Genomic DNA, 22,256 nt, shown 5'->3' with positions numbered 1-22,256 from the left:
CCTGAGTGTTTGGTATTGGGCGTCGCGTCTATCGCGCACAGGGTGCGCTCCTACATACTTGCACAGTGAATACTTCTGCTTTCCAAGCTCCCTTGCCTGTTGTCGTCAGTGTGATCGTGGTGGCCGCTGACAGCGGCCCGACCTTGCGCGATTGTGTACGGCACGTGATGGCGTGCGATGTGCCGCTGGAGTTGATCCTGGTCGACAACGGTTCCACCGACGGCGTGCCGCAGGCGATCGAGCGGGGACACCAGGACGAGTCGCGGCTGCGGCTGCTATACAACCGCGCCAATCTGGGTTTTGGTCCGGCGGTGAATCGCGGCGCGGCACGTGCGCGCGGCGAGGTGCTGCTGATCCTCAATCCGGACTGCATGCTGGACAACGACAGCCTGCACCGGCTGCTCGATCTGTTGAAAGCGCATCCGAAGGCGGGCGTGATTGGCGCCGTCGTGTGCGATGCGCAGGGTGTGCCGGATCCGGCGTCGTACCGTCGTGATCCCCTGATGCGCCGCGCGTTGCGCAGCATGTTGGGCGGCGCCGGCGAAGGCGTGAATATGGATGGCCAAATGCCGTCAGAGCCGGTGGAGGCGGAGAACGTCTCGGGCGCATTGATGCTGATGCCGCGCCGCGCCTTCGAATACCTGAAGGGTTTCGACGAAACCTATTTCCTGCATTGCGAGGATCTCGACCTGTGCCGCCGCTCACGCGACGCCGGCTATCAGGTGTGGCTGGCCGGCGATGTACGCGTGCTGCATGGCAAGGGCGGTTCCAGCCGGCACAGGCCGGTGTTTGTGAGCTGGCACAAGCATCGCGGTATGTGGCGCTGGTTCCGCAAGTTCGATCCGGCGGCACGCAAGCCGTGGTTCGCGCTGGTTGTCTGGTGTGGCATCTGGGTGCATTTCCTGCTGCAAGTGCCGGGACAATGGTGGCGCCTGCTCAAGCGTCGCGCGACTTCGGTCAACGCATGAGTGCGCAGGCATCGCGCCTGTCGACGCTCGCCACGCTGGGGCTGATTTCAGTCACCACGATCTGGGGCTCCACTTTTTTCCTGATCAAGGATCTGCTCGGCCGCATGCCGGTGGCCGATTTCCTGGCGGTGCGCTTTGCTATCGCGGCGCTGTCGATGCTGATTCTGTTCCATCGTCATCTGTGGCGACTGTCGAAGTCCGAATGGTGGCAAGGCTTATTGCTCGGCGTGGTGTATGGCGTTGGACAACTGCTGCAGACCGCAGGCCTGGAACACACCTCAGCCAGCATCAGCGGCTTCGCCACCGGCATGTACGTGGTGTTCACTCCGCTGCTCGGCACGGTGCTGTTGCGCCAGCGCCTGCCGACGGTGACGTGGGTGGCGGTACTGCTTGCAGTGGGTGGGCTCGCCTTGCTGGCGCTGCGCGGCATGAGCCTGGGCTATGGCGTGTGGATCACGCTGGTTTCGGCACTGCTCTACGGACTGCACATCGTGGGTCTTGGCTTGTGGTCGCGGCCCGGCAGCGCGTTTGCGTTATCGACCGTGCAGATGCTGGCCATCGCACTGATCTGCCTGCTCGCCACCTTGCCACGCGGTCCGACCTTGCCGCCCGATAGCGGTGCATGGCTGGCGGTGCTGTACATGGCGCTGGCGGCCGGCGCGGGCGCGATGCTGATGCAGACCTGGGCGCAGTCGCACCTCAGTGCCACCCGCGCGGCCATCGTGATGACTACCGAGCCGGTATTTGCCGCTGCGTTTGCGGTGGTGCTCGGTGGCGAGGCACTGACCTGGCGCATGCTCGCCGGTGGTGCGCTGGTGCTGGCGGCGATGTATCTGGTGGAGCTGGTGCCGCGACGGCAAGGCGATGCGTCGGCGCTGCATGCCGAGGCCGCGCATCACGACGTGTGAGTGGTCAGGTGTCTGAGGTGTGCTTGGGTGGCCGCGGTTGCATGGCGATGCGTACCAGATAGACCACGATGGCGACGTTCGCCACCAGCGCCGCCAGCTTCAGCCAGGTGAAGTGCGCCACCGACTCGTACAGTTCCAGCGGAATCAGCGAGCCCGTGGCGATCACCGTGAACCATTCCGCCCAATGCTTGCGCAGCCACAGTCCGATACCTTCGGTGGCGAAGATCGCCGCATAGCCCAGGGCCACGATGCCGACGGCGACAAACTTGCTCGGCCCCATCTGTTCCAGCAGATCCACCAGCTTCCAGCGCAGGCCATTACTGTCGGTCAACGGCAGATGCTCCAGCCAGTGCAGCAGGTGATGGAAGCGATCCGGCTGGATCAGGCGGAACGCGGCAACCGCCACCACGATCAGGCACACCGTCTTGATGGCCTTGTAAATCGCAATGATGCGCAGGCCAAGACTGTGCTGGGCCTCAATCTCGGAACTCGGCTGCGTGAGGTGGTGGTCGCTGTGGGTCATGGTCAGGGAGGCGGGATGGGAGGCAAAGTCTAGAGGCAGCAGAAACAGAAAGGCCATGTCCATATGGGGACATGGCCTCCTGTCGCCAAGCTGTAGGCGCAATCAGCAGCAGCGCCCGCCCGTCCCTTTATACCGGGCCACCTGCCGCTCGCGGAAGAATTCCGCGTAGGTCGGCACCTCCCGCTCGGGGTGGTGTTCGCGGAGGTGCTTCACGTACACGTCGTAGTCGGGCACGCCGCAGCAGAGGCGGGCAGTTTGCACCGCCCATTTCCGGATGGATTGCAGGTTCGGTTTCATGATCGCAGCCCTCATTGAGTGGGCACGCTTCCCAGTGCCACGTACGGTTCCTCGTGCGCGGTCGGGTGGTTGATGCGCCATGCCTTGAGGATCGCGTTGATGGCAAAGCCCGCCATAGTCACGATCAGCAGCATGAAGATCGCGGTGAGCGCGGCGTCGACATAGTTGTTGGTGACGATACGCTGCATTTCCGCGGCATTCTTCGCCGGCGCCAGCACCTTGCCGTCGGCGATGGCCTGGGCGTATTTCTGCGCGGCGGCGGTGAAGCTGATCGAGCCGCTGAGCTTGTACCAGCCCGCGGTGAGCGTGCACACCACCAGCCAGATCGCCGGAATGCCCGGCACCCACACGTAGCGCTCGCGCTTGAGCTTCACTGTCACCACCGTCGCCAGCATCAGCGCCACCGCGGCCAGCATCTGGTTGGCAATGCCGAACAGCGGCCACAAGGTGTTGATGCCGCCCAGCGGATCGACGGCACCCTGATAGAGGAAGTATCCCCACAGGCCCACGCAGATGGCGGTGGCGATCAGGTTGCCGGCCCACGATTCGGTGTGCTTCAGCGGCTCGTGGATGAGGCCGGCGATCTCCTGGATCATGAAGCGGCCCACACGCGTGCCGGCATCCACCGTGGTGAGGATGAACAGCGCTTCGAACAAGATGGCGTAGTGGTACCAGAACGCCATCATGCCCTCGCCAGGAATGATTCCGTGCAGCAGCTGGGCCATGCCCACCGCCAAGGTCGGTGCACCACCGGCGCGGCTGAGGATGCTGCCTTCGCCAATGTTCTTGGCAGTGTTGAGCAGCTCATCCGGCGTTACCACGAATCCCCACTGGCTGATCGCGGTAGCCGCGCTCTGCGCGGTGGTGCCGATCAGCGCCGCCGGCGAGTTCATCGCGAAGTACACGCCCGGATGCAACGAGGCAGCGGCGATCAGCGCCATGATCGCGACGAAGGCCTCCATCAGCATGCCGCCGTAGCCGACCATGCGTGCCTCGCCTTCGCTGCTGAGCAGTTTGGGCGTGGTGCCGGAGGCGATGATCGAATGCCAGCCGGAAACCGCGCCGCAGGCGATGGTGATGAACAGGAACGGGAACAGGTTGCCCTGGAACACCGGGCCGGTGCCGTCGATGAACTTGGTGACCGCAGGCATCTGCAAGGTCGGCGCGGCCAGGAAGATCGCCAGTGCCAGCAGCGCGATGGTGCCGATCTTGAGGAAGGTGCTGAGGTAATCGCGCGGCGCCAGCAGCAACCACACCGGCAGCACCGAGGCGCAGAAGCCATAGGCAATCAACAGCCAGGCCAGCGCCTTTGCATCGAAGTCGAACGCGGCAGCCCAGCTCGGCGAAGCGGCGACGTGCGCGCCGAACCAGATCGAGGCGAGCAGCAGCACCAGGCCGATGATCGACACTTCAAGAATCTTGCCCGGGCGGAACCAGCGCAGATACACACCCATCAACAGCGCGATCGGAATCGTGCAGGCCACCGTGAACGTACCCCACGGGCTATGCGTCAGTGCCTTCACCACCACCAGCGCCAGCACCGCCAGCACGATCATCATCAGCACCAGGACGCCAAACATCGCGACCACGCCGGCCACCGGGCCCAGTTCGTCGCGCAGCATGTTGCCGAGGGAGCGGCCATCGCGGCGGATCGACAGGCCGAGGATCATGAAGTCCTGCACCGCACCGGCAAACACCACACCGAACAGAATCCACAGCGTGCCGGGCAGATAACCCATCTGCGCAGCGAGCACAGGGCCTACCAGTGGGCCGGCACCGGCAATGGCGGCGAAGTGATGGCCGAACACCACCCATTTATCAGTGGGCACATAGTCCAGGCCATCGTTACGCAGTACGGCCGGCGTCGCGCGGCTGGCATCCATCTGCAGCACGTTGTTAGCGATGAACTTGCTATAGAAGCGGTAGCCGATCACGAACACGGCGATCGCCGCCGCTACCAGCCAGATGGCGTTGATCGGCTCGCCGCGGCGCAAGGCCACGACGCCTAGACACCACGCGCCCACGATGGCGATGGCGACCCACAGGATTTTGCCTGCCGGGCTGGGTTGGGTAACGGCGGTTTGCATGAACGGACTCCCTCTGAAAGTCATCCGCAAGGGTCGTCCCCGTCACTGCGGGGGTCAATGCCATTGTGCGCCCGCCGGCATTAGCCATTGGTCGAATAAAGGTGGTTCAGGCGTGTGGCAGCAGCGCCGCCAAGGCTTGCGCCAACTGTTCGCCCTGCAAAGGCTTGCGCAGGAAACCATCCATGCCCGCCTCTTTGGCCTGGGCTTCCTCGTCGCCGCCGGAGCGCGCGGTGATGGCGATCATCGGCAGACGCTGGCCGGATTCGCGCGAGCGCACCAGGCGCGCCCACTGGAAGCCGTCCAGCGCGGGCAGGTCGAGGTCGACCAGCGCGGCGTCGAAGCGCTCGCCTTCCAGCAGCTCCATCGCCTTCAGGCCGTTCAGCGCGTGCTCGACGACATGCCCCTGTACTTCCAGGAGTCCCACGATCACCGCGGCGACGGTCGGCTCGTCCTCCACCAATAGCAGGCGCCAGTAAGGGCCTTGGTCCGTACGGGATGCGCGCGTCGTTTCGCCGCCGTTGGCAACCGCCGGCAACGGCAGGACGACGCGGAATTCGCTGCCGCGCCCAGTGGCCGAATTCAGGGTGATGGTGCCGTGCATTAGCGTGGTCAGTTCGCGGCAGATGGCCAGACCGAGGCCGCTGCCCGAGCCGCGCTGCGGACTGTCGAGTTGCTGGTAGCGCTGGAACAGCTTCGCCTGATCCGCCGTGGCGATGCCCGGACCGGTGTCGCTGACGGTGAACTGCAACCCTTCCCCCTTCACCGTGAGCGCCAGGCACACTTCGCCACGCTCGGTGAACTTCAGCGCATTGCCGCTGAGGTTGAGCAGGATCTGCTTGATGCGAACGGCATCGCCCAGGACCCTGGCGGGCACGGCATCATCGATAGTGACGCGCAGTGCGAGTCCTTTGCCGACGGCCTTGCCGTGTTGCAGTTCGGCGACGTCGTGCAGCAGGGCACGCGGATCGAACGGTGCGGGCGCCAACTGCAGTCTGCCGGCTTCGATGCGCGCCAGATCGAGGGCGTCATTGACCAGGGTCAGCAAGACTTCGCCGGAGTTGCGGATGGTCTGTACATAACCGCGCTCGGTGGCCTCCAGCGGACGACTGAGCAGCAGTTCGGCCATGCCCAGCACGCCGGTCATCGGTGTGCGGATTTCATGGCCGAGCTCGGCGAGGAACTCGGTCTTGGCCAGGTTGGCGGACTGTGCCAGCTGGTGTTCCTGGGTAATCAGCTCCAGGCGATGGCGCTGCGCCTGCCGGCGGCGCATGGCGGCCAGCAGCGCGGCGAACAGCAACGCGAGCAGGGCGGCATAACCCAGCCAGGCCCACCAGCGCAGCCACGGTGGGCTATCCACATGAATACGCAGAGGCGCGGGCAGTTCGCCCCAAACACCATCGGGACCGGCAGCCTGCACATGCAGGCTGTAGTCGCCGCCAGGCAACTGGTTAAAGGTGCGATCGCCGCGAACGCCAGTATCGACCCAGCCGCTGTCCAGGCCGTCCAGGCGGAAGCGGTAGTGCGTGCGTTCCGGCGCCATGTAGGTCAGCGCACGGACCGTGATGGTGAGGTCGCGGTCGTTCCAGTCCAGCCGCCAGGGCTGCTCGGCGGAGGCGAGTCGCAGCATGGCGCCGTGGCGACGGACATTGCCGCCCTCCAGGCGGACGCGCGGTTCGCGGGCAAGCTCGCGGATGGTCTCTGGGACGAAAATCGCGATACCGCTATTGGTTGCCGCCAACACGCGACCGTCGGGTGTCTCGGTATTAGATACATTGGTGAACTGGCCTTCCGGCAGACCCTGTGCCAGTCCTTGTTCTTGCACGGTGCCGCTGGCGGGGTCGTAGCGCCACAGCCCGCTGCGCGAGAAGAACCAGACTCGGCCCAGCCCATCGGCGTGAATACTCAGAATGTCGCTGAGTGTGCGCTGCCGGTAGATCGGGAACGCGCTGGCCAGCACGGCCTGTTGGCTCTCCAGCCGGTAGTCGTAGAGGTTCTCGTCGTCGAGCAGCCATAAATGGCCGTCGCGCAGATCCAGCGCGCTATAGGCGATGGCTTTCACGCCACCGACAAAAGTCGCCCGAGCGTCGCCCGGCGCCCAGCGCATCACGCCAGCGTTGGTTGCAAACCAGAGCGCGTGACCCTGCAGGCGCATGTCGTTGATGGCGACATCCTTGGCGCGTTCATCGAAGGCGAGCGGACGAGCCTTGAAGGTGTCCGGGTCGTAGGCGAACACGCCGTCGTCGGCCTGCAGGTAAGCGGTGCCGTCGTCGCCGAACACGATGCGTTCGGCCATCGGCGCCTTGAGCTCGGTGACCTTGTCGCCGTCGAGCACGAAGCTTCCGCTCACCGAACTCAGCCACAAGCGACCGCGCGCATCCTCGGCCATGCTGTTGACGTTGCGTCCCTGCGGTATCTGGAACGGGGCATGGCGAGCCTTGCCGGTGAGCAGGTCCAGGCGATCGATAGCGCCGTTTTTGCCGGCGATCCAGACATGGTCGTCGCTGCGTGTAGCTACCGCACGATAGACACCGGGCAAGATGCTGTCCGGACTTTCCGGCGTATGGGTGATGAAGCGGAAGTCGGCCCAGCTTGGTGACAGATAGGCGAGGCCGTTCATGGTGCCGATCCACAGCCCTCCTTCGTGGTCGCTCAGCAGATTGGCGGCGTAGCCGTTCGGCAGGCCCTGGCGCAATAACGGTTGTGCCTCGAGGCGGTGATAGCGGCCGTCGGCGTCGCGCACGTACACGTCATCGTTGGTGCCGATCCACAGCCGGCCCTGGATATCGCCGGCCACCGAGAGCACGGCCTTGCGGGGCAGGATATCCGGGGCTACCAGCGTGGCTGCGGATGCTGCCGGGCTTAGTTGATACAGCCCGAAGTTGCTGCCGATGTAGAGCAGCTCGCCGATACGCGCCAGCCGATAGATGCGCAGTGGCTTGTCGTGGAAAGCGTCGTCGGGGCGGTCAAAAGCAACATGGCTGATCTTGCCGTCCGGCGTGCGCCGGTCGAGGCCATGGCCGGTACCGATCCAGAGCGTTCCATGGTCTTCGGCCAGCAGCGAATACACCGTGTCGGACGCCAGGCTCCCGGCATCGGCGGGATCGTGGCGGATATGGTCGAAGCCGCGCCCATCATCGCGAAGGCGGTCGATGCCGACATCGAAGTGCCCGACCCACAACGGCCCTTTGCCCGCACGCGCTAGCGCGGTGACGTCGTCGCTGCCCGGGGACGATGGATCGGCCGGGTGGTGGCTCCAGTGAAGGAAGTTCTCGTGGACCGAGTCGTAACGCACCAGCCCTTCGCGGCTGCCGCCCCACAGCTGTCCCTCCTGGTCCACCATCAGCGTCGCCAAGGGTTGCGCGGATAGGGAATGGGGGTCGCGCGGGTCGTGCCGCCACACTCTGAAACTGCTGCCGTCGTAGCGCGCAAGCCCGGATTCGGTAGAGATCCACAGATAGCCGTCGCGATCCTGCGCCAGCACGTCGATGCTGCTGCTGGGCAGCCCCTCGGCCATACCGTAGTTGCGGAAACTTGGATCGACCCATGCCGGTGGTGACGCACTGGCCGCGGCCAGCAGCGCTTGGAGCATCAATGCGGAAAGCAAGGTGCGGTCTCCTTGGCGGCGCGTGGCGTCTGAGCTGTCACGTGGGTTCGGGGCGGCATCGGCACTGGCTTTCGGGCGGGTGGGCCGGAAGCCGGCGGCGAGTGGCCGGCATGGACCACGGGCGATGATGCCCCATCGCACGGCGGGTTGTTGTTCTAGGAGTCACGACTCCGCATGGCCAACCTGCCTCCCGTTAAGCTGACGGCTTCGGCCGGCGGAGCACCCGGGGTACAGGGTGCGCTCCTACAAGGATCATCCGCCGTGGCTCTTGCTTTAACACGTAGCGGGCCACAATCAGTAGGGCAACGATGTCGCCAGCGAGGCTTCCATGATCCGCGAAATCCTGAAGATGGGTGACCCACGCTTGTTGCGCATTGCGCCGCCAGTGCCTGACGCCATGATCGGCACCGCCGAGCTGGATGCGCTGATTGCCGACATGTTCGACACCATGCACGACGCTGGCGGCGTGGGGCTGGCTGCGCCGCAGATCGGCGTGGACCTGCAATTGGTGATCTTCGGTTTCGACAGTTCGGAGCGTTACCCCGATGCACCGGCGGTGCCGCAGACCATTCTGCTCAATCCGGTGATCACGCCACTGTCGCAAGACATGGAGGAAGGCTGGGAGGGTTGTCTTTCTGTCCCGGGGCTGCGCGGCGCGGTCAGCCGCTACACCTTGATCCGCTATGAAGGCATTGGCCCCAAGGGCGAGCGCATCGACCGCACGGCGGAAGGTTTTCACGCGCGCGTGGTGCAGCACGAATGTGATCACCTGATCGGTCGGCTCTATCCGTCACGTATGACTGACTTCAGCAAGTTCGGTTACACCGAAGTGCTGTTTCCGGGCATGGACCCGGGCGCGGACGAGTAAGATGAAAACGTCCTGAGTGCGCGGTCTTCGAGCGCTGCACTCAGGATTTATCGACCAGCTGTTCCAGCAAGACCAGTAGCGCCTTGCGTTGATCGCGCGGCAAACGGCCGACCAGGCCGATCAAACGCGCCTGTTCACGATTTTCCACCCGATAGGGCACGGTGGCGTCCTGCACCATATGGAAACCCTTGGGGGCACCACGGCCCGTCGCCAGCCATTCGAAGCTCACGCCAAAGCGGCCAGCCATCTCTGTCATGCGTTCCATCTCCGGCATGGCGAGATCGTTGAGCCACTTGCGGGCGGTTTCGCGGGAGACGTCGAAGACAGCAGCGAGCTCGCTCGTACGGGATCGCCCTTTCTTCATGCCAGCCAAATCCATGGCGACATGTAGGCGCTGGGCAAACCCGTGCGGGGTCGATACCAAAGGAGACTCCGTCCTCGCTGCGCGGTGCGCGCCAGAGATAGGTCTGGCATCGCCCGCAGGCGCAAAAAGATGAGTCCGTATTGTTGTTTATCTATCCCTCGGTAATGCCAATCTATGGTTGCATAGGCTGGCTATTTATGATTGTATTTTTTTGCGGCAGGACGAGGCCGCGACGACGGCATCACACGCATGGATGGCAAGAAGATCGCTCCGAGGTTTCGCGGTTATGAGTTCACCGGCAGGCTCCCCGCCGCCGTCCGTGCGACGCATGCGAAATATCCGCTAAGCCCACTCGACCGCCTGTTGAACGATCTGCAGGGCAACGGACTGTTGATGATTCACGATGAGGGTCTTTCCCGTCTGTGCGGCGAACGTCTGCGTGAGATCCGCGCCAATGCGCTGGCGCAGGCCGCCGCCGCATGGGAAGCGGAGAGCGCCTTACGCTGCGTGATGAAGCTGAAGGTGGCTTCCAGCTGGCTGGAAATACCGATTGGCCGGACCGTCCGCGATCACGTGTTTCATCTGCATGAAGAATGCCTGCGCTGGCGGCATCTGGCCGAGCATGCAGCGCTTTATCTCACGCATCCGCGGCACGCGAGCATTTGCGCGCGTGGCTGGTCGGACGAGAGCCGTGCGAAAGGCGAGTTGCCGCTGTAGCTCCTCTTACCGGCGTGCGCCAGACACGCTGGCGGCGCAGGCAAAGATCAACGCCATCACGGCCACGCCATTCCAATCCGCCATGGCCCAGGCCGGCCCCGCCAAAGCAGAGCCGGCAGCGCCACCGACAAAGAACACGCCGGTATACAGGCCATTGACGCGGCCGCGCGCCTCGGGGCGCAGCAGATTGATCGCGCGCCGTCCCAACGCCTGATCGGCGATAGTGCCGGCATCGAGCAGAATCGCTGCTGCGCTCAACAGCGCCAGCGACAGCATGGGTGCGATATGCGTCATGGCCCATGGCGAACCGGCGAGCCAGGCCAGCAACAGCCCCGCGACAACGCAGATATGCGCCGCGCGAGTGGCGAGCCGCGCATGACCGCGATCACCCAGCCGGCCGGCGATAGGCGCGCTGACTGCGCCGCTGACACTCACCAGCGCGAACACCGCGATGCCAGTACTTCCAAGTGAGAACGGCGCGCGTGCCAGCAACAGCGCAACCGTGCTCCAGAACGCATTGAAGGCAGCAAAGCACAGTGCCGCGGTGATCGCGCGTCGGCGCAGTACCGGTTCTTCGCGCAGCAGATGCCACAGGGATGCGATCAGCTGAAAATAGTTGCGTCCACCAGCCGGCCGATGCACTGGCAGCGTGCGCATCAAGGCCGGCAGCAACAGCGCGACGGCGGCGGCAAGCAAGGCATACACGGCATGCCAGCCGAAGCGTCCTGCCACCAGACTGGCCAACGGACGCGACAGCATCACCCCCAGCAACAGTCCGCTCATGATGTTGCCGATCACCTGACCGCGCTGCGCTTCCAGCGTCATCGCCGCCGCCATGGGGATCAGCATCTGGATCGCGCAGGCGCTCATGCCCACGAGCAGGCTGGCAAGCAGGAAGGCGGACGGCGCAGCGATGCAGCTTGCGGCGATCAGCGCGACGACGTGCACGCTCAGCGTTGTCAGCACCAATGCGCGGTTCTCCACCACGTCGCATAACGGCACCAGCAGGAACAGGCCGAGCGCGTAGCCGCCGAGAGTCAGCGTGGCGATCAGTCCGGCGGCGGCAGGAGAAAGCCCGAGCGACGGACCGATCATCCCCACCAGCGGCTGCGCCAGATAGAGACTAAGCACGATCACCGCAGTGGCGAGTGCGAACAGGCGCACCGGCGGCACGTGCTGTCCGCGCGCTTCGCTTGCCATCACGCTCACGACAGGATGTCCCGATACGCCTCGAGCAGCGCAGGATCGTCGAACGAACCGTGGTGATGGAACTGGCGCCAGGCACCGTCGACGCGGCCATAGAAACGGGTGGTGCGGATCGCCAGTTCGAGCCGGGCGTTGCCGTGTTCCAGCATGCCGCGCTCACGGCCCACGACGAGAAAATAGTCGTCAGCCTGATGCAGCGTGTAGTCGTGGAAAACTACCTGCACGTGCGCCGTGCCGCTAAGGATGCGCTCGTACACCGCGCGGATCGCCGGCCAACCTCGGCGGATGCCGCCCAGCGGATTGCTCATCGATACGGTTTCATCGTCCGCCCAGTTGCGCGCCATCGCGTCGAGATCGCGCTGGTTGAAAGCACGATAGAAAGCGGTCAGCGCGGCGATGGGGTGATCGGGTGCGAAGCGTGTGTCGATGCCATCGATGGTCTGTGGAAGTACGAAGCTCATGCGCTGCTCCGGAATGAGATGGGAGCAGCGAGTATTGGACTGGTTGGGCGAAGAGAGAATCGACGATTCAAAGTAGGTACTATCACGTATCTAGTGAGAATGACGTATGGCCAGCATCGACGATTACCGTGTCTTCATTGCTGTGGTGGAGCAGGGCAACCTGAGCGCCGCCGCGCGGCATCTGCATTGTTCCCTGCAGACGGTGAGCCGTGTGCTCGCCGCGCTGGAGCGCGAGCTGGGCGTGGAGCTGATCCATCGCACTACACGCCGCGCGCAACCGAGCGCGGCGGGGCTGGCCTTCCATGCGCGCATCAAGACGGCCCTGGCGGATATCGACCTGGCGCGCTCCTCACTCGCCGAACACGGCGCGAGAATCGAGGGCAGCCTGCGCATCGGCGGCTCGACTCAATACGCGCCGGTGTATGTGATGCCGTTGATGGCGGCCTTCATGGAGCGCTACCCCGATGTCGACATTGAACTGGTGGTGGACGACGGTCATGCCGACCTGCTGCGCGACGGCCTGGATGCCGCCGTGCGCCTTGGCGAGTTGCCGGACAGCCGCTTGCAGGCGCGCCTGTTGGGTCGCCTGCACCAGATCGCTTTCGCTTCGCCGGGTTATCTCGCGGCACACGGGCGACCGCGCAAGCCGGCGGAACTCGCCAAACATCAATGCGTCCTGCGCCGTTCCGCCAGAGATGCGCAGACCTGGACTTTCCGTCGCCACGGCAAGCCGCTGCCGGTGGAAGTCAGCGGCCGTTTCAGCGCCAACAATGCCGCCGCGTGCAATGCCGCGGTCGCCGGTGGTCTGGGTATCGGTCTCGCACCGCTATGGCAGGTGCGCGGGCTGATCGACCAGGGCCTGGTGGAGCAGGTGCTGGCGCCCTACGGTTTGCCCAGCATGCCAGTGCATATCGTGTGGCCGGCCAGTAAACAGCTGCCCGCCCGCACGCGCGCCTTCATCGACTTTGTCGCCTCGCGCTGGGTGGCGGAAGCATAGGAAAATGCACGGCTCTGCTGCACCGCGCTTTGCTCGGAGGCAAAAGTGTGGCAAACCTAGGAAGGTTTTGAACAACAACGGTCGGGGAGATCCACCATGACGGGTAAGCATTCGTGAGCGCCAATCTCGCGACGGGCGCGGATGTGCGCAAGGAGCTGACGCTGCGCGGCGTCATTTTGGGTGTGATCATCACCCTCGTATTCACTGCGGCCAATGTGTTCTTCGGCCTCAAGGCGGGTCTCACCTTCGCCACCTCGATCCCCGCGGCGGTGATCTCGATGGCGATCCTACGCAGCTTCAAGGACTCGACCATCCAGGAAAACAACGTGGTGCAGACCATCGCTTCGGCGGCGGGCACCTTGTCGTCGATCATCTTTGTGCTGCCCGGCATGATCATGATCGGGTGGTGGACCGGCTTTCCGTTCTGGACCTCATTCGCCGTCTGCGCGCTCGGCGGCGTGCTCGGCGTGATGTATTCGATCCCGCTGCGCCGCGCGCTGGTGACCAACTCCGACCTGCCGTACCCGGAAGGCATCGCCTGCGCCGAGGTGCTGAAGGTCGGCAGCAGCGACGACGAACACGCTGGCAGTGTGGAAGAGGGCAAGGCCGGCCTGATGGCGGTGCTGTGGGGCTCGATCACCTCGGCCGTGTTCGCGGTGGTGGTGGCGACCCAGGTGTTCGCCGCCGACGTGGTCAGCTACTTCCGCGTGGGCGACAAAGGCGCGGTCAGCGGCTTCGACTTCAATCTTTCGTTTGCGCTGTTCGCGATTGGCCACCTGGTGGGCCTGTCGGTCGGCATCGCGATGCTGGTCGGCGCGCTGATCGGCTGGGGTTGGGGCGTGCCGCACTTTTCGGCGCTGGCGGGAGATGCCGCCGGTGCGGTGGCCGACCTGGCCCTGGGCACCTGGAGCCATAAGGTGCGTTTCGTCGGTGCTGGTTCCATCGGTGTCTCGGCGATCTGGACCCTGGCCAAGCTGGTGAAACCGGTGATCAGCGGCCTGACTTCGGCCATAGCCGCTTCGCGTGTGCGCAAGGCCGGCAAGGCGGACACGCTGCCGCGCACTGAGCAGGACATCCCGATTGGCATCGTCGGCCTGATCACCCTGGTCTGCTTTGTGCCGATCGCCTGGCTGCTCGGTTACTTCGCCAACACCAGCGGCCTGGGCGACCACATGGCCGTGCTGGCGGTGGGCGGTGTGGCTTACGTGGTGCTGATGGGTTTCTTTGTGTCGACCGTGTGCGGCTACATGGCCGGCCTGATCGGTTCGTCCAATAGCCCGCTGTCGGGCGTGGGCATCCTGGTGGTGATCGGCGCGGCGCTGCTGCTGGTGGCGGGCGTGAAACCTTACGTGCCGGCCGAGGCTGGCAAGGCGCTGGTGGCGTTCGCGTTGTTCACCACGGCGGTGGTCTTCACCGTGGCGGCCATCGCCAACAACAACCTGCAGGATCTGAAGACCGGCCAGCTGGTGGACGCCACGCCATGGCGGCAGCAGGTGGCCCTGGTGATCGGCGTGATCGCCGGCGCAGCGGTGATTCCGCCGGTGCTGGACCTGCTCAACCATGCCTATGGCTTCGCCGGCGTGCCCGGCGCTGGTCCCAAGGCGCTGCCTGCGCCGCAGGCTGGCCTGATCTCGGCGCTGGCACAGGGTGTGATCACCAACAATATCGACTGGGGCTTGATCATCACCGGCATCTGGATCGGTGTGGCAATCATCGTGGTGGACGAAGTGCTGGCGCGCACCACCAAGCACGTGCGCATTCCGCCGCTGGCCGTGGGTCTGGGCATCTATCTGCCCACCGCGAGCACGCTGATGGTGGTGGTCGGCTCGGTGGTCGGCTGGTTCTTCGACAAGCGCGCCGAGCGCGGTCCCAAGCCCGAGGCGACCAAGCAGTTGGGTGTGCTGCTGGCCTCCGGCCTGCTCGTGGGCGAGAGCGTGATCGGCGTAGTGATCGCCGCTGTCGTGGCTTTCTCCGGCAAGGGCGCACCGCTGGCGCTGGTGGGCGAGAGCTTCGCCGCGACCGCTGAGTGGGTCGGCGGTGCCGCCTTCGCCGCTCTGGTGGTCGTGCTGTATCGCTGGGTGGCGCGCCAGGGGCGCAGCGGCGCCTGATAACGCGTACTCCCTCTCCTGCGTGAAGCAGGGGAGGGCTGCCCCTGCCCGCTGACATTCCGGTGTCACCTCCCGTGAAAGGGCTGGCCGTACACTGCGGCGCGTCCGGCCCACGCCGGCAAGGGGGCGAACTTGCGTCGTTATGAACGGATGCGGGTTCGACAGGCTATTCTTTACCGTTGCAGCAATCCGCTGTCCGTCCGTCTTGCTTAATGCGCCCTTCGGCGCAGGGCGGGACCGGTAGGGTCACGGCTGATCGTGCCGATGGTGTCCGGCATGCGCCGCATGCCTTGAATCGTGTTGTGGAGGCCTTGGTCGAGTGGTGGAGCAGAAAGGGGCGGACGCCCCGGATCCGGGAGATGCCCTGGCACGCCCTGGCCTGAGCGCCGTATGGCTGCGCCGGCTCGCCGGCCCGCTGTTGTCGGTGGGCATGCTGTGCCTGGCGCTATGGGCGTTGCACTCGCTCGCCAGCCAGGTGAGCTATCGCGAAGTCACGCGGTACGTCCACGGACTCGAAAACCACCGCATCGTGCTCGCCGTGCTGTTCACTGCGGCCAGCTATGGCGTGATGACCCTGTACGACTGGTTCGGCCTGGCTTCCATCGGTCGCAAGTTGCCGCGCGCGCAAGTAACGCTGATCTCCTTCATCAGCTACGCCTTCAGCAATGCACTGGGCATGGCGCTGCTGATCTCCGGTTCGATCCGCTATCGCTTCTATATCCAGGCCGGCCTGTCCACGATTGAGGTGGCCAAGGTGGTGCTGTATTGCACCGCCAGTTTCTGGCTGGGCCTGCTCGCGCTGACCGGCATCACCTTGATGCTGGTGCCGGTGCCGACTTACGTGCCGATGGCTGGGCTGCGGCTGCCGGTGGCGATCGTGCTGACCTTGATCCCGTTGCTATGGCTGACCGGCAACAAGTTGTTGCGTCGTCCGCTGCATGTGTGGCGCTGGCGGCTGAGCATGCCGTCGACCGCTACCGCGGCGCGGCAGATCCTTACCGGCGCGGTGGACTGGGGCCTGGCGGCGTGGGTGCTGTACCTGCTGATGCCGAACGAGGTCGACACCGGCTTCGGCCACTTCATGGCGATCTTTGTGCTGGCGCAGATCGCCGGCCTGATCAGCCATGTGCCCGGCGGCCTGGGTGTGTTCGAGGCGGTGATGCTGGCCGGCTTCGGCGCCACCGGCAACCAGGGTCTTGAAGCGCCGATCCTTGGCGCGCTCGCCGCGTATCGCCTGATCTACTACTTCCTGCCGCTGTGCGCCGCCACCGTCGTGGTGCTGGGGCGCGAAGCGCGCGGCCTTGCCGGCAAGGTGCCGCTTGCGCCGTGGTTCACCGGTTTGCTGCCGCCGTTCTTCGCCGGGCTGACCCTGGTCTCCGGCGCGGTGCTGTTGTTCTCGGGTGCCACGTCGGCCCTGCCGGGACGCATGGAGATCCTGCGTCACGTGCTGCCGTTGCCGGTGCTGGAGTTCTCGCACTTCCTTGCCAGCATGGTCGGCATGCTGCTGTTGATCCTTGCGCGCGGTTTGCAGCGCCGGCTCGATGCGGCCTATGTGTTGACTCTCGTTTTGCTGCTGCTGGGCGCGGTGCTGTCGCTGCTCAAGGGCATCGACTACGAGGAAGCGACCCTGCTGTCGCTGCTGGCATTGGGGTTGGCGCCGGCGCACCGGTTGTTCTACCGCCGCGCTTCACTGTTCAGCGCCACTTTCTCGGTGGGCTGGATCATCGCCATCCTTGCCGTGTTGGGCTGCGCCGGCTGGCTGGTGTCTTTCAGCTACAAGCACGTCGAATACAGCACCAACTTGTGGTGGGAATTCAGTTTTTATCACGGCGGCGCGCCGCGCGCTTTGCGCGCGCTGGTGGGTGCGACGGCGGTGGGCATGCTGTTTGCGCTGGCCAATCTGATCCGCCCGGTGCGTCCCGATTTGCGTCTGCCAGATGAAGACGATCTGGCCAAGGCGTTGCCGCTGATCAAGCACTATTCCTCGGCGCAGGCGCACCTGGCTTTGATGGGCGACAAGACCTTGCTGTTCGATACCGAGGGCAAGGCTTTCATCATGTACGACGTGGAAGGCCGCAGCTGGGTCGCCATGGGCGATCCGGTGGGCGAGGACGACGAAGCGCGCCGCGAGCTGGTGTGGACCTTCCGCGAACAATGCGAGCGCGCCGGAGGCTGGCCGCTGTTCTATCAGGTGCGCCCCGAAGACCTCGATCTTTACCTCGAAGTGGGCATGAACCTGCTCAAGATCGGCGAGGAGGCGCGCGTGCGCCTGGACACCTTCAACCTCGACGGCAAGTCGAAGAAGGTCTTGCGCAACACCGTCAACAAACTCACCCGCGACGGCCTGCGCATGGAGATCGTGCCGGCCGAAGCCGTGCCGGCGCTGCTGCCACGGCTCAAGCTGATCTCTGATGCGTGGATGCGCGACAAGGGCGTGCGCGAGAAGGGCTTCTCGCTGGGCAGCTTCGATCCGTATTACCTCGCGCGCACGCCGATGGCGGTGGTGTGGCAGGGCGAGCAGATGGTGGCCTTCGCCAATCTGTTCCTCACCGATAGCAAGGAAGAGGCATCGCTCGATCTGATGCGCCACTTGCCGGACGGCCCCGCGGGCATCATGGATTTCCTGTTTATCGAACTCATGCAGTGGTCGAAGCAGCAGGGCTATCGCTGGTTCAACCTGGGCATGGCACCGTTCTCTGGTATGCAGAACCGGCGCAGCGCACCGCTATGGAGCCGGCTGGGTGCGTTGCTGTTCGGTCGCGGCGAGCGCTTCTACAACTTCCGCGGTTTGCACAAGTACAAAGACAAATTCGATCCCGAATGGGAACCACGTTATCTCGCCGTACCCGGGGGCATCGCCCTGCCGCTGGTGCTGGCCAATGTCGCCAGCCTCATCTCCGGCGGACTCTCGGGTATGGTGCGTCGATGAAGCGAATCGTAAAGATCCTTGCTGTGCTGATCCTGATTGCCGCTGTGGTAGGCCTGTTCGTATGGCGGCCGTGGCATCACGCGACGATGGAAGAATCATTGATCGTGCTGCCGGCCAAGGCGGGCGTGAAACCGCTGGCTGGTCGTGACGATGTGGTCGCGATTTTCTATTCCGGTGACGGCGGTTGGCGCGATCTCGACAAGCAGCTCGGCGCCATCCTGGCCGATCATGGCATTCCCGTGCTGGGCGTCAGCTTGCTGCAGTACTACTGGCGCGAGCGCTCACCGGAAGCTTCCGCCGCTGAACTTGACGCGATAATCACCAAGTACGGTGCGCAGCTTGGCAAGAAGCGTGTGTGGCTGATCGGCTTCTCCTTCGGCGCCGATGTAGTGCCGTCCGTCGTCGATCGGCTCTCACCGGAAAACCGTGCGCGCGTAGCGCAGGTGGTGCTGTTGTCGCCGAGCAAGGACGTCAACTTCGAGATTGAAATGGAAGGCTATATGCGGGAGGGCTGGTGGAAGACCTACACGCAGGACTTCTTCCAGTGGCTCAATCCGGTGAAGCACTACGACGCCCATCCGCCGCTACTCGCCCTGCAGGGCAAGCCGCCAGTGGTGTGCTACTACGGCAAGGATGACGAAGACGACACCATCTGCGCCGAGCAGGGTCTGCCGGCCTGGATAAAGGTGTACCAGAAGCCGGGCGATCATCACTTCGACTACAACTACGAAGGACTGGCGCGGCAGATGATCATGGATTTGCCAGCGGCCCCATGACCTCCGGCCGATAGGCGGCGCGTCGCTGAGTGCTAGGGTTCCGCTCCGGAGCCCGGCGTCGAAGCCGGACACGCAAGCCCATCCAGCGGAGGCACTAATGGATCGTCGCGATTTTCTCCGGTCATCGTTGAGTGTGGGCGCGGCTACCGCGCTGTGGTCTGGCGCGATGCCGGCGGCATTCGCGGCCGGTTCGCCCAAGAGTCCGCAAGACCCGCAGAGCATTAACCGGGCCGTGATCCTGCAGGGCGACAACGTGCCCCATTACGGGCGCGATGTGCTGGCGCGGCTGGATACGATTTTGCAGAAGCGCGACAAGGCCAGCGATTTCTATCTTCGCGGCGGGGCGGTGGAAGAGCTTGAGCAGCGTTTCGCGAAGTTGCTAGGCAAGGAGGACGCCGCCTTCCTGTCCACCGGTACCCTGGCCAACCAGGTGGCGCTGCGTTTGCTGTGTGGGGAGAAGCGGCGTGCGCTGGTGCAACAGGAAAGCCATGTGTACTGCGACGAGAGCGATGCGGTCACCACGCTGAGTGCGATCAATCTGGTGCCGCTGGCGCCGGGCCGCGCCGCGCCGACGCTGGCCGAAGTGGACGCAGCGATCACGGTTTCCGAGAAAGCGGCCTATCCACTGCCGATCGGCGCGATTTCACTGGAGAGTCCGGTGCGCCGCGCCGACGGCGCGATGGTGCCGTTCGAGACGGTGCAGGCGATCGCCGAGCGCGCGCGTGTCAAAGGCATCGGCATGCATCTGGACGGCGCGCGCCTGTTGCTCAACAGTGGCGCCGATGGCTTCAGCGCGGCGAAGTACGCGGCGCCGTTCGATACGGTCTATGTGTCGCTCTACAAGTATCTGGATGCGCCGTTCGGTGCGATCCTGGCGGGCAACAAAGCGACCATGGCCAAGGCGCGCGATACGCGGCATATCTTTGGCGGCACCATCTTCCACGGCTGGCAGTCCGCATTGCTCGCGATGGATAGTCTCGACGGTTTCGAGCAGCGCTTCGCCAAGGTGCGCGCAGCGGGCGACCGCGTGCTGGCCGGACTGGCGACTCTGGACGGCTATACAGTGCAGCGGGTGGAGCAGGGCACCAACATCCATTTCCTGCAGGTGGCCGAAGGGCGCCGGCAAGGTCTGGCGGAGCGCCTGCGCAAGGCGGACGTCATGATTGGCGATCTACACGAGGGGCGCGTGGCGCTGACCTTCAACGAAACCCTGCTGCGCAAATCGCCCGATGCCATCGTCAAAGCTTTTGCGGCCTGAACCCGCTGGGCGCAATCCCGGCATCGATCTGCTGCGCGGCATCGCCATTCTGCTGGTGGTGCTGCATCACCTCGGCCTGCGCATACCGCTGAAGAAAACGGCGTTGGCCGATGTGTTTCCGACGCGTTTGTTGAGTGCACTCAACTTCAACGGTTACGAAGCAGTGTTCGTGTTCTTCGTAATTTCAGGCTTCCTGATCGCGGGTAACGCCCTGCGACGGTGGGGCAGTCTGGATCAGATCGACATGAAAGCGTTCTATGCGCGTCGCTTCGCGCGCATCGTGCCGTGCCTGCTGGCACTGATTGGTGTGCTGAGCGTGCTTCATCTGTTGGGCGTGCAGGACTACACCATCAAAGGCGAAGGGCAGTCGCTGCCACGCGCCATCCTTGCTGCGCTGGGCTTGCACTTGAACTGGTACGAAGGGCAGACAGGTTATCTGCCAGGCAACTGGGACGTGTTGTGGTCGCTATCGATCGAAGAGATGTTCTATCTCGGTTTTCCGCTGGCATGCCTGCTGCTGCGGCGTAGCTGGCTGCTGATGCCGGTGCTGCTGCTTTTTGCCATGAGCCTGCCGTGGACACTGGCCGCGATCGAGGGCAATGAGATCTGGAAGGAGAAGGCCTATCTGCCCGGCATGGCGGCCATCGCCATGGGCGTGCTCGGCGCGGTGCTGGTCGCGCATTGGCGTGCGCCGCGCTGGGCCGTGCATGTCCTGCAATGGGTGGGAACATGTGGACTGGTGGGGATTTTTATCGGCATGCCCTGGTTCTGGCCGCTTTTACAGGACGGTGTGATGTTGCTGCTCACTTTTTCAGCCGTCTGTGTGTTGATCGCCTGCCAGTTGCGGGTGCGCGAGGGGATATCGCATCCCTTGCCGGGCTTCGGCTGGCTACGCCGCTGGGGACGGCTGAGTTACGAGATCTACCTCACCCATATGTTCGTGGTGTACGCGGTGGTGCGGTTGTTTCACGCGCTTGGCGGCGATATGCGCATGGGCTGGCTGTGGTACTTGCCGGCGGTGCCATTGTGCTGGCTGCTCGGCGTGGCGGTAGAGCGCTTTGTGTCTGTGCCGTGCGAGCGATGGCTGCGCGCGCGTTGGGCGGTGTCGGGAAGAAGTGAGGCAGCCCCCATCGGGGTATTGATGGATTGAGGTGCGATAGGGGCGTCAGATTTCCAGCAAGTCGTGGCCCACGATCAGGCGTCCCTTGAAATGCGGGGCAACGGCATCGCGCCATACCTCGTCCGTTATGGGCGGATAACCGCCCGGCACGAAATGCGAGAGCACGAGGGTTTTCACACCGGCTTCGGTCGCGATGCGGCCCACCTGTTCGGTCGTGGTGTGACTGGCCAGCAGGTGTTCGCGCAGGCGGGCGGCATTCGGCTCGGTGGCGATCAGCTTCTCCAGCGCGGGCAGATACATCACTTCATGCACCAGCACATCGGCACCATGAGCGAGCTTGATCAGGTGTTCTGAAGGGCGTGTATCGCCGGAGATCACGATAGAGCGGTCCGGGCAGTCGAAGCGATAGGCGAAGGCCGGTGTGACGGGCGGGTGTTCGACCAGCGCGGCCGTCACCTTGACCCGCTCGTCCTGCATCACCACACCGCCTTGTGTGATGTCGTGCGGCACGATCAATGGCGCGAGCGGCGGTCGACCTTCATCGGAGATGCGAGTGCGGATGTCGTAGTCGTTCATCGCCAGGAACTGACGCGTCATCTCGCTCAGCGGCGGCGGCCCCCACGTATCCACACGCGTATGCAGCTTCGCGGCCCAGGCCAGCCACAACAGATTGCCGTAGTCGGCGTTGTGGTCGGAATGCTGATGGGTGATGAAGACCTGGCGGATTGCGCCGAGGTCCAGTCCGGCCTTTACCATCTGGCGCGCGACGCCATTGCCGCAATCGATCACGTAGATCACGCCATCGATCACAATAGCCTGCGCAGGTGCGGAACGATCGGGTTTCGGTGTCGGCCCACCGGCGGTGCCGAGCAGGATCAGGCGCGAGCGGGAAGCCGGGGCGGCGCGCAGCGTTGTCGGCAGGACGCCGCAGGCAATGGCGCCCAATGAAAAGCCCGCTGTCTGCAACAGGCGCCGGCGGCGAAGATCGATGCGGCTTTCGTCGGCTTCTTGCATGAGCACACCATCCGGATGCGAGCCACGACTATGCCGCGTGTGTGGCTGCCC

18 protein-coding genes are annotated in these 22,256 nt (G+C 64.4%); 10 read left to right on the top strand and 8 right to left on the bottom strand.

Annotated features, from left to right (window positions below; translation table 11 throughout):
• The first annotated feature begins 92 nt into the window (after nt 1-92).
• Both BM338_RS11115 and BM338_RS11110 read left to right on the top strand, forming a co-directional pair.
• Nucleotides 93-968, top strand: a complete 876-nt coding sequence (locus BM338_RS11115) for a glycosyltransferase family 2 protein (RefSeq protein WP_255367269.1) — start codon at nt 93-95, stop codon at nt 966-968.
• Entirely contained in the window at nt 965-1,876 is a 912-nt protein-coding gene (locus BM338_RS11110) for a DMT family transporter (protein ID WP_090450930.1), read from the top strand. Before BM338_RS11115 ends, BM338_RS11110 begins: the two co-directional genes overlap by 4 nt.
• 4 nt (nt 1,877-1,880) lie before the next feature.
• On the opposite strand, the gene BM338_RS11105 is transcribed toward BM338_RS11110, so the two are convergent.
• From BM338_RS11105 to BM338_RS11090, 4 genes are all read right to left on the bottom strand, one after another.
• Nucleotides 1,881-2,456 (bottom strand): DUF2127 domain-containing protein, encoded by a 576-nt coding sequence (locus BM338_RS11105; protein ID WP_255367294.1) that lies wholly within the window; start codon nt 2,454-2,456, stop codon nt 1,881-1,883.
• A gap of 45 nt (nt 2,457-2,501) precedes the next feature.
• Nucleotides 2,502-2,696 carry a YbdD/YjiX family protein gene (locus BM338_RS11100; protein WP_090451258.1) on the bottom strand — a complete coding sequence of 65 codons (195 nt, stop codon included), beginning with the start codon at nt 2,694-2,696 and terminating at the stop codon, nt 2,502-2,504.
• 11 nt (nt 2,697-2,707) lie between these two features.
• Nucleotides 2,708-4,783 (bottom strand): carbon starvation CstA family protein, encoded by a 2,076-nt coding sequence (locus tag BM338_RS11095; protein WP_090450929.1) that lies wholly within the window; start codon nt 4,781-4,783, stop codon nt 2,708-2,710.
• A gap of 106 nt (nt 4,784-4,889) precedes the next feature.
• On the bottom strand, nt 4,890-8,387 hold the full coding sequence (locus tag BM338_RS11090; RefSeq protein WP_143109287.1) for a hybrid sensor histidine kinase/response regulator: 3,498 nt from the start codon (nt 8,385-8,387) through the stop codon (nt 4,890-4,892).
• Between the two features lie 328 nt (nt 8,388-8,715).
• On the opposite strand from BM338_RS11090, the gene def reads away from it, so the two are divergent.
• On the top strand, nt 8,716-9,255 hold the full coding sequence (def, locus tag BM338_RS11085; RefSeq protein ID WP_090450927.1) for a peptide deformylase: 540 nt from the start codon (nt 8,716-8,718) through the stop codon (nt 9,253-9,255).
• A gap of 40 nt (nt 9,256-9,295) precedes the next feature.
• Here def and BM338_RS11080 read toward each other — a convergent pair whose 3' ends face one another.
• Nucleotides 9,296-9,619, bottom strand: coding sequence for a helix-turn-helix domain-containing protein (locus tag BM338_RS11080; RefSeq protein ID WP_177229302.1), 324 nt, complete (start codon nt 9,617-9,619; stop codon nt 9,296-9,298).
• Nucleotides 9,620-9,868: 249 nt separating this feature from the next.
• Here BM338_RS11080 and BM338_RS21695 point away from each other — a divergent pair, with 249 nt between their 5' ends.
• Nucleotides 9,869-10,336, top strand: coding sequence for a hypothetical protein (locus BM338_RS21695; RefSeq protein ID WP_218156331.1), 468 nt, complete (start codon nt 9,869-9,871; stop codon nt 10,334-10,336).
• Between the two features lie 6 nt (nt 10,337-10,342).
• Here the strand turns inward: BM338_RS21695 and BM338_RS11075 are convergent, their stop codons facing one another.
• Both BM338_RS11075 and BM338_RS11070 read right to left on the bottom strand, forming a co-directional pair.
• Entirely contained in the window at nt 10,343-11,536 is a 1,194-nt protein-coding gene (locus BM338_RS11075) for an MFS transporter (RefSeq protein WP_255367293.1), read from the bottom strand.
• Nucleotides 11,537-11,541: 5 nt separating this feature from the next.
• Complete coding sequence (locus tag BM338_RS11070) at nt 11,542-12,003, bottom strand: YybH family protein (protein ID WP_090450925.1); 462 nt, start codon at nt 12,001-12,003, stop codon at nt 11,542-11,544.
• Between the two features lie 106 nt (nt 12,004-12,109).
• On the opposite strand from BM338_RS11070, the gene BM338_RS11065 reads away from it, so the two are divergent.
• The 6 genes from BM338_RS11065 (at nt 12,110) to BM338_RS11040 (ending at nt 21,221) form a co-directional block, all read left to right on the top strand.
• Nucleotides 12,110-13,000, top strand: a complete 891-nt coding sequence (locus BM338_RS11065) for a LysR family transcriptional regulator (protein ID WP_090450924.1) — start codon at nt 12,110-12,112, stop codon at nt 12,998-13,000.
• Nucleotides 13,001-13,113: 113 nt separating this feature from the next.
• Nucleotides 13,114-15,108, top strand: coding sequence for an OPT family oligopeptide transporter (locus tag BM338_RS11060; protein ID WP_090450923.1), 1,995 nt, complete (start codon nt 13,114-13,116; stop codon nt 15,106-15,108).
• A 319-nt stretch (nt 15,109-15,427) separates the two neighbouring features.
• Nucleotides 15,428-18,037, top strand: coding sequence for a bifunctional lysylphosphatidylglycerol flippase/synthetase MprF (mprF, locus tag BM338_RS11055; RefSeq protein WP_255367268.1), 2,610 nt, complete (start codon nt 15,428-15,430; stop codon nt 18,035-18,037).
• The gene (locus BM338_RS11050) at nt 18,034-18,813 is read left to right on the top strand and encodes a virulence factor family protein (RefSeq protein WP_090450922.1); all 780 of its coding nucleotides are present in this window, start codon (nt 18,034-18,036) and stop codon (nt 18,811-18,813) included. The genes mprF and BM338_RS11050 overlap by 4 nt, the downstream gene beginning before the upstream one ends.
• 97 nt (nt 18,814-18,910) lie before the next feature.
• A complete protein-coding gene (locus tag BM338_RS11045) occupies nt 18,911-20,071 on the top strand; it encodes a threonine aldolase family protein (protein WP_090450921.1) in 1,161 nt (386 codons plus the stop codon).
• Complete coding sequence (locus BM338_RS11040; RefSeq protein WP_255367267.1) at nt 20,061-21,221, top strand: acyltransferase family protein; 1,161 nt, start codon at nt 20,061-20,063, stop codon at nt 21,219-21,221. Before BM338_RS11045 ends, BM338_RS11040 begins: the two co-directional genes overlap by 11 nt.
• Nucleotides 21,222-21,236: 15 nt before the next feature.
• Here the strand turns inward: BM338_RS11040 and BM338_RS11035 are convergent, their stop codons facing one another.
• Nucleotides 21,237-22,205: an MBL fold metallo-hydrolase gene (locus BM338_RS11035; protein ID WP_090450919.1), complete on the bottom strand. Its 969-nt coding sequence runs from the start codon at nt 22,203-22,205 to the stop codon at nt 21,237-21,239.
• Nucleotides 22,206-22,256: the final 51 nt, after the last annotated feature.

This window comes from Dyella sp. OK004, from assembly GCF_900114495.1.
In the GTDB taxonomy this organism is placed as follows: Bacteria; Pseudomonadota; Gammaproteobacteria; order Xanthomonadales; family Rhodanobacteraceae; genus Dyella_D.
The sequence above is the reverse complement of the archived record's forward strand: the minus strand, read 5'-3'. Positions and strand labels throughout refer to the sequence as shown.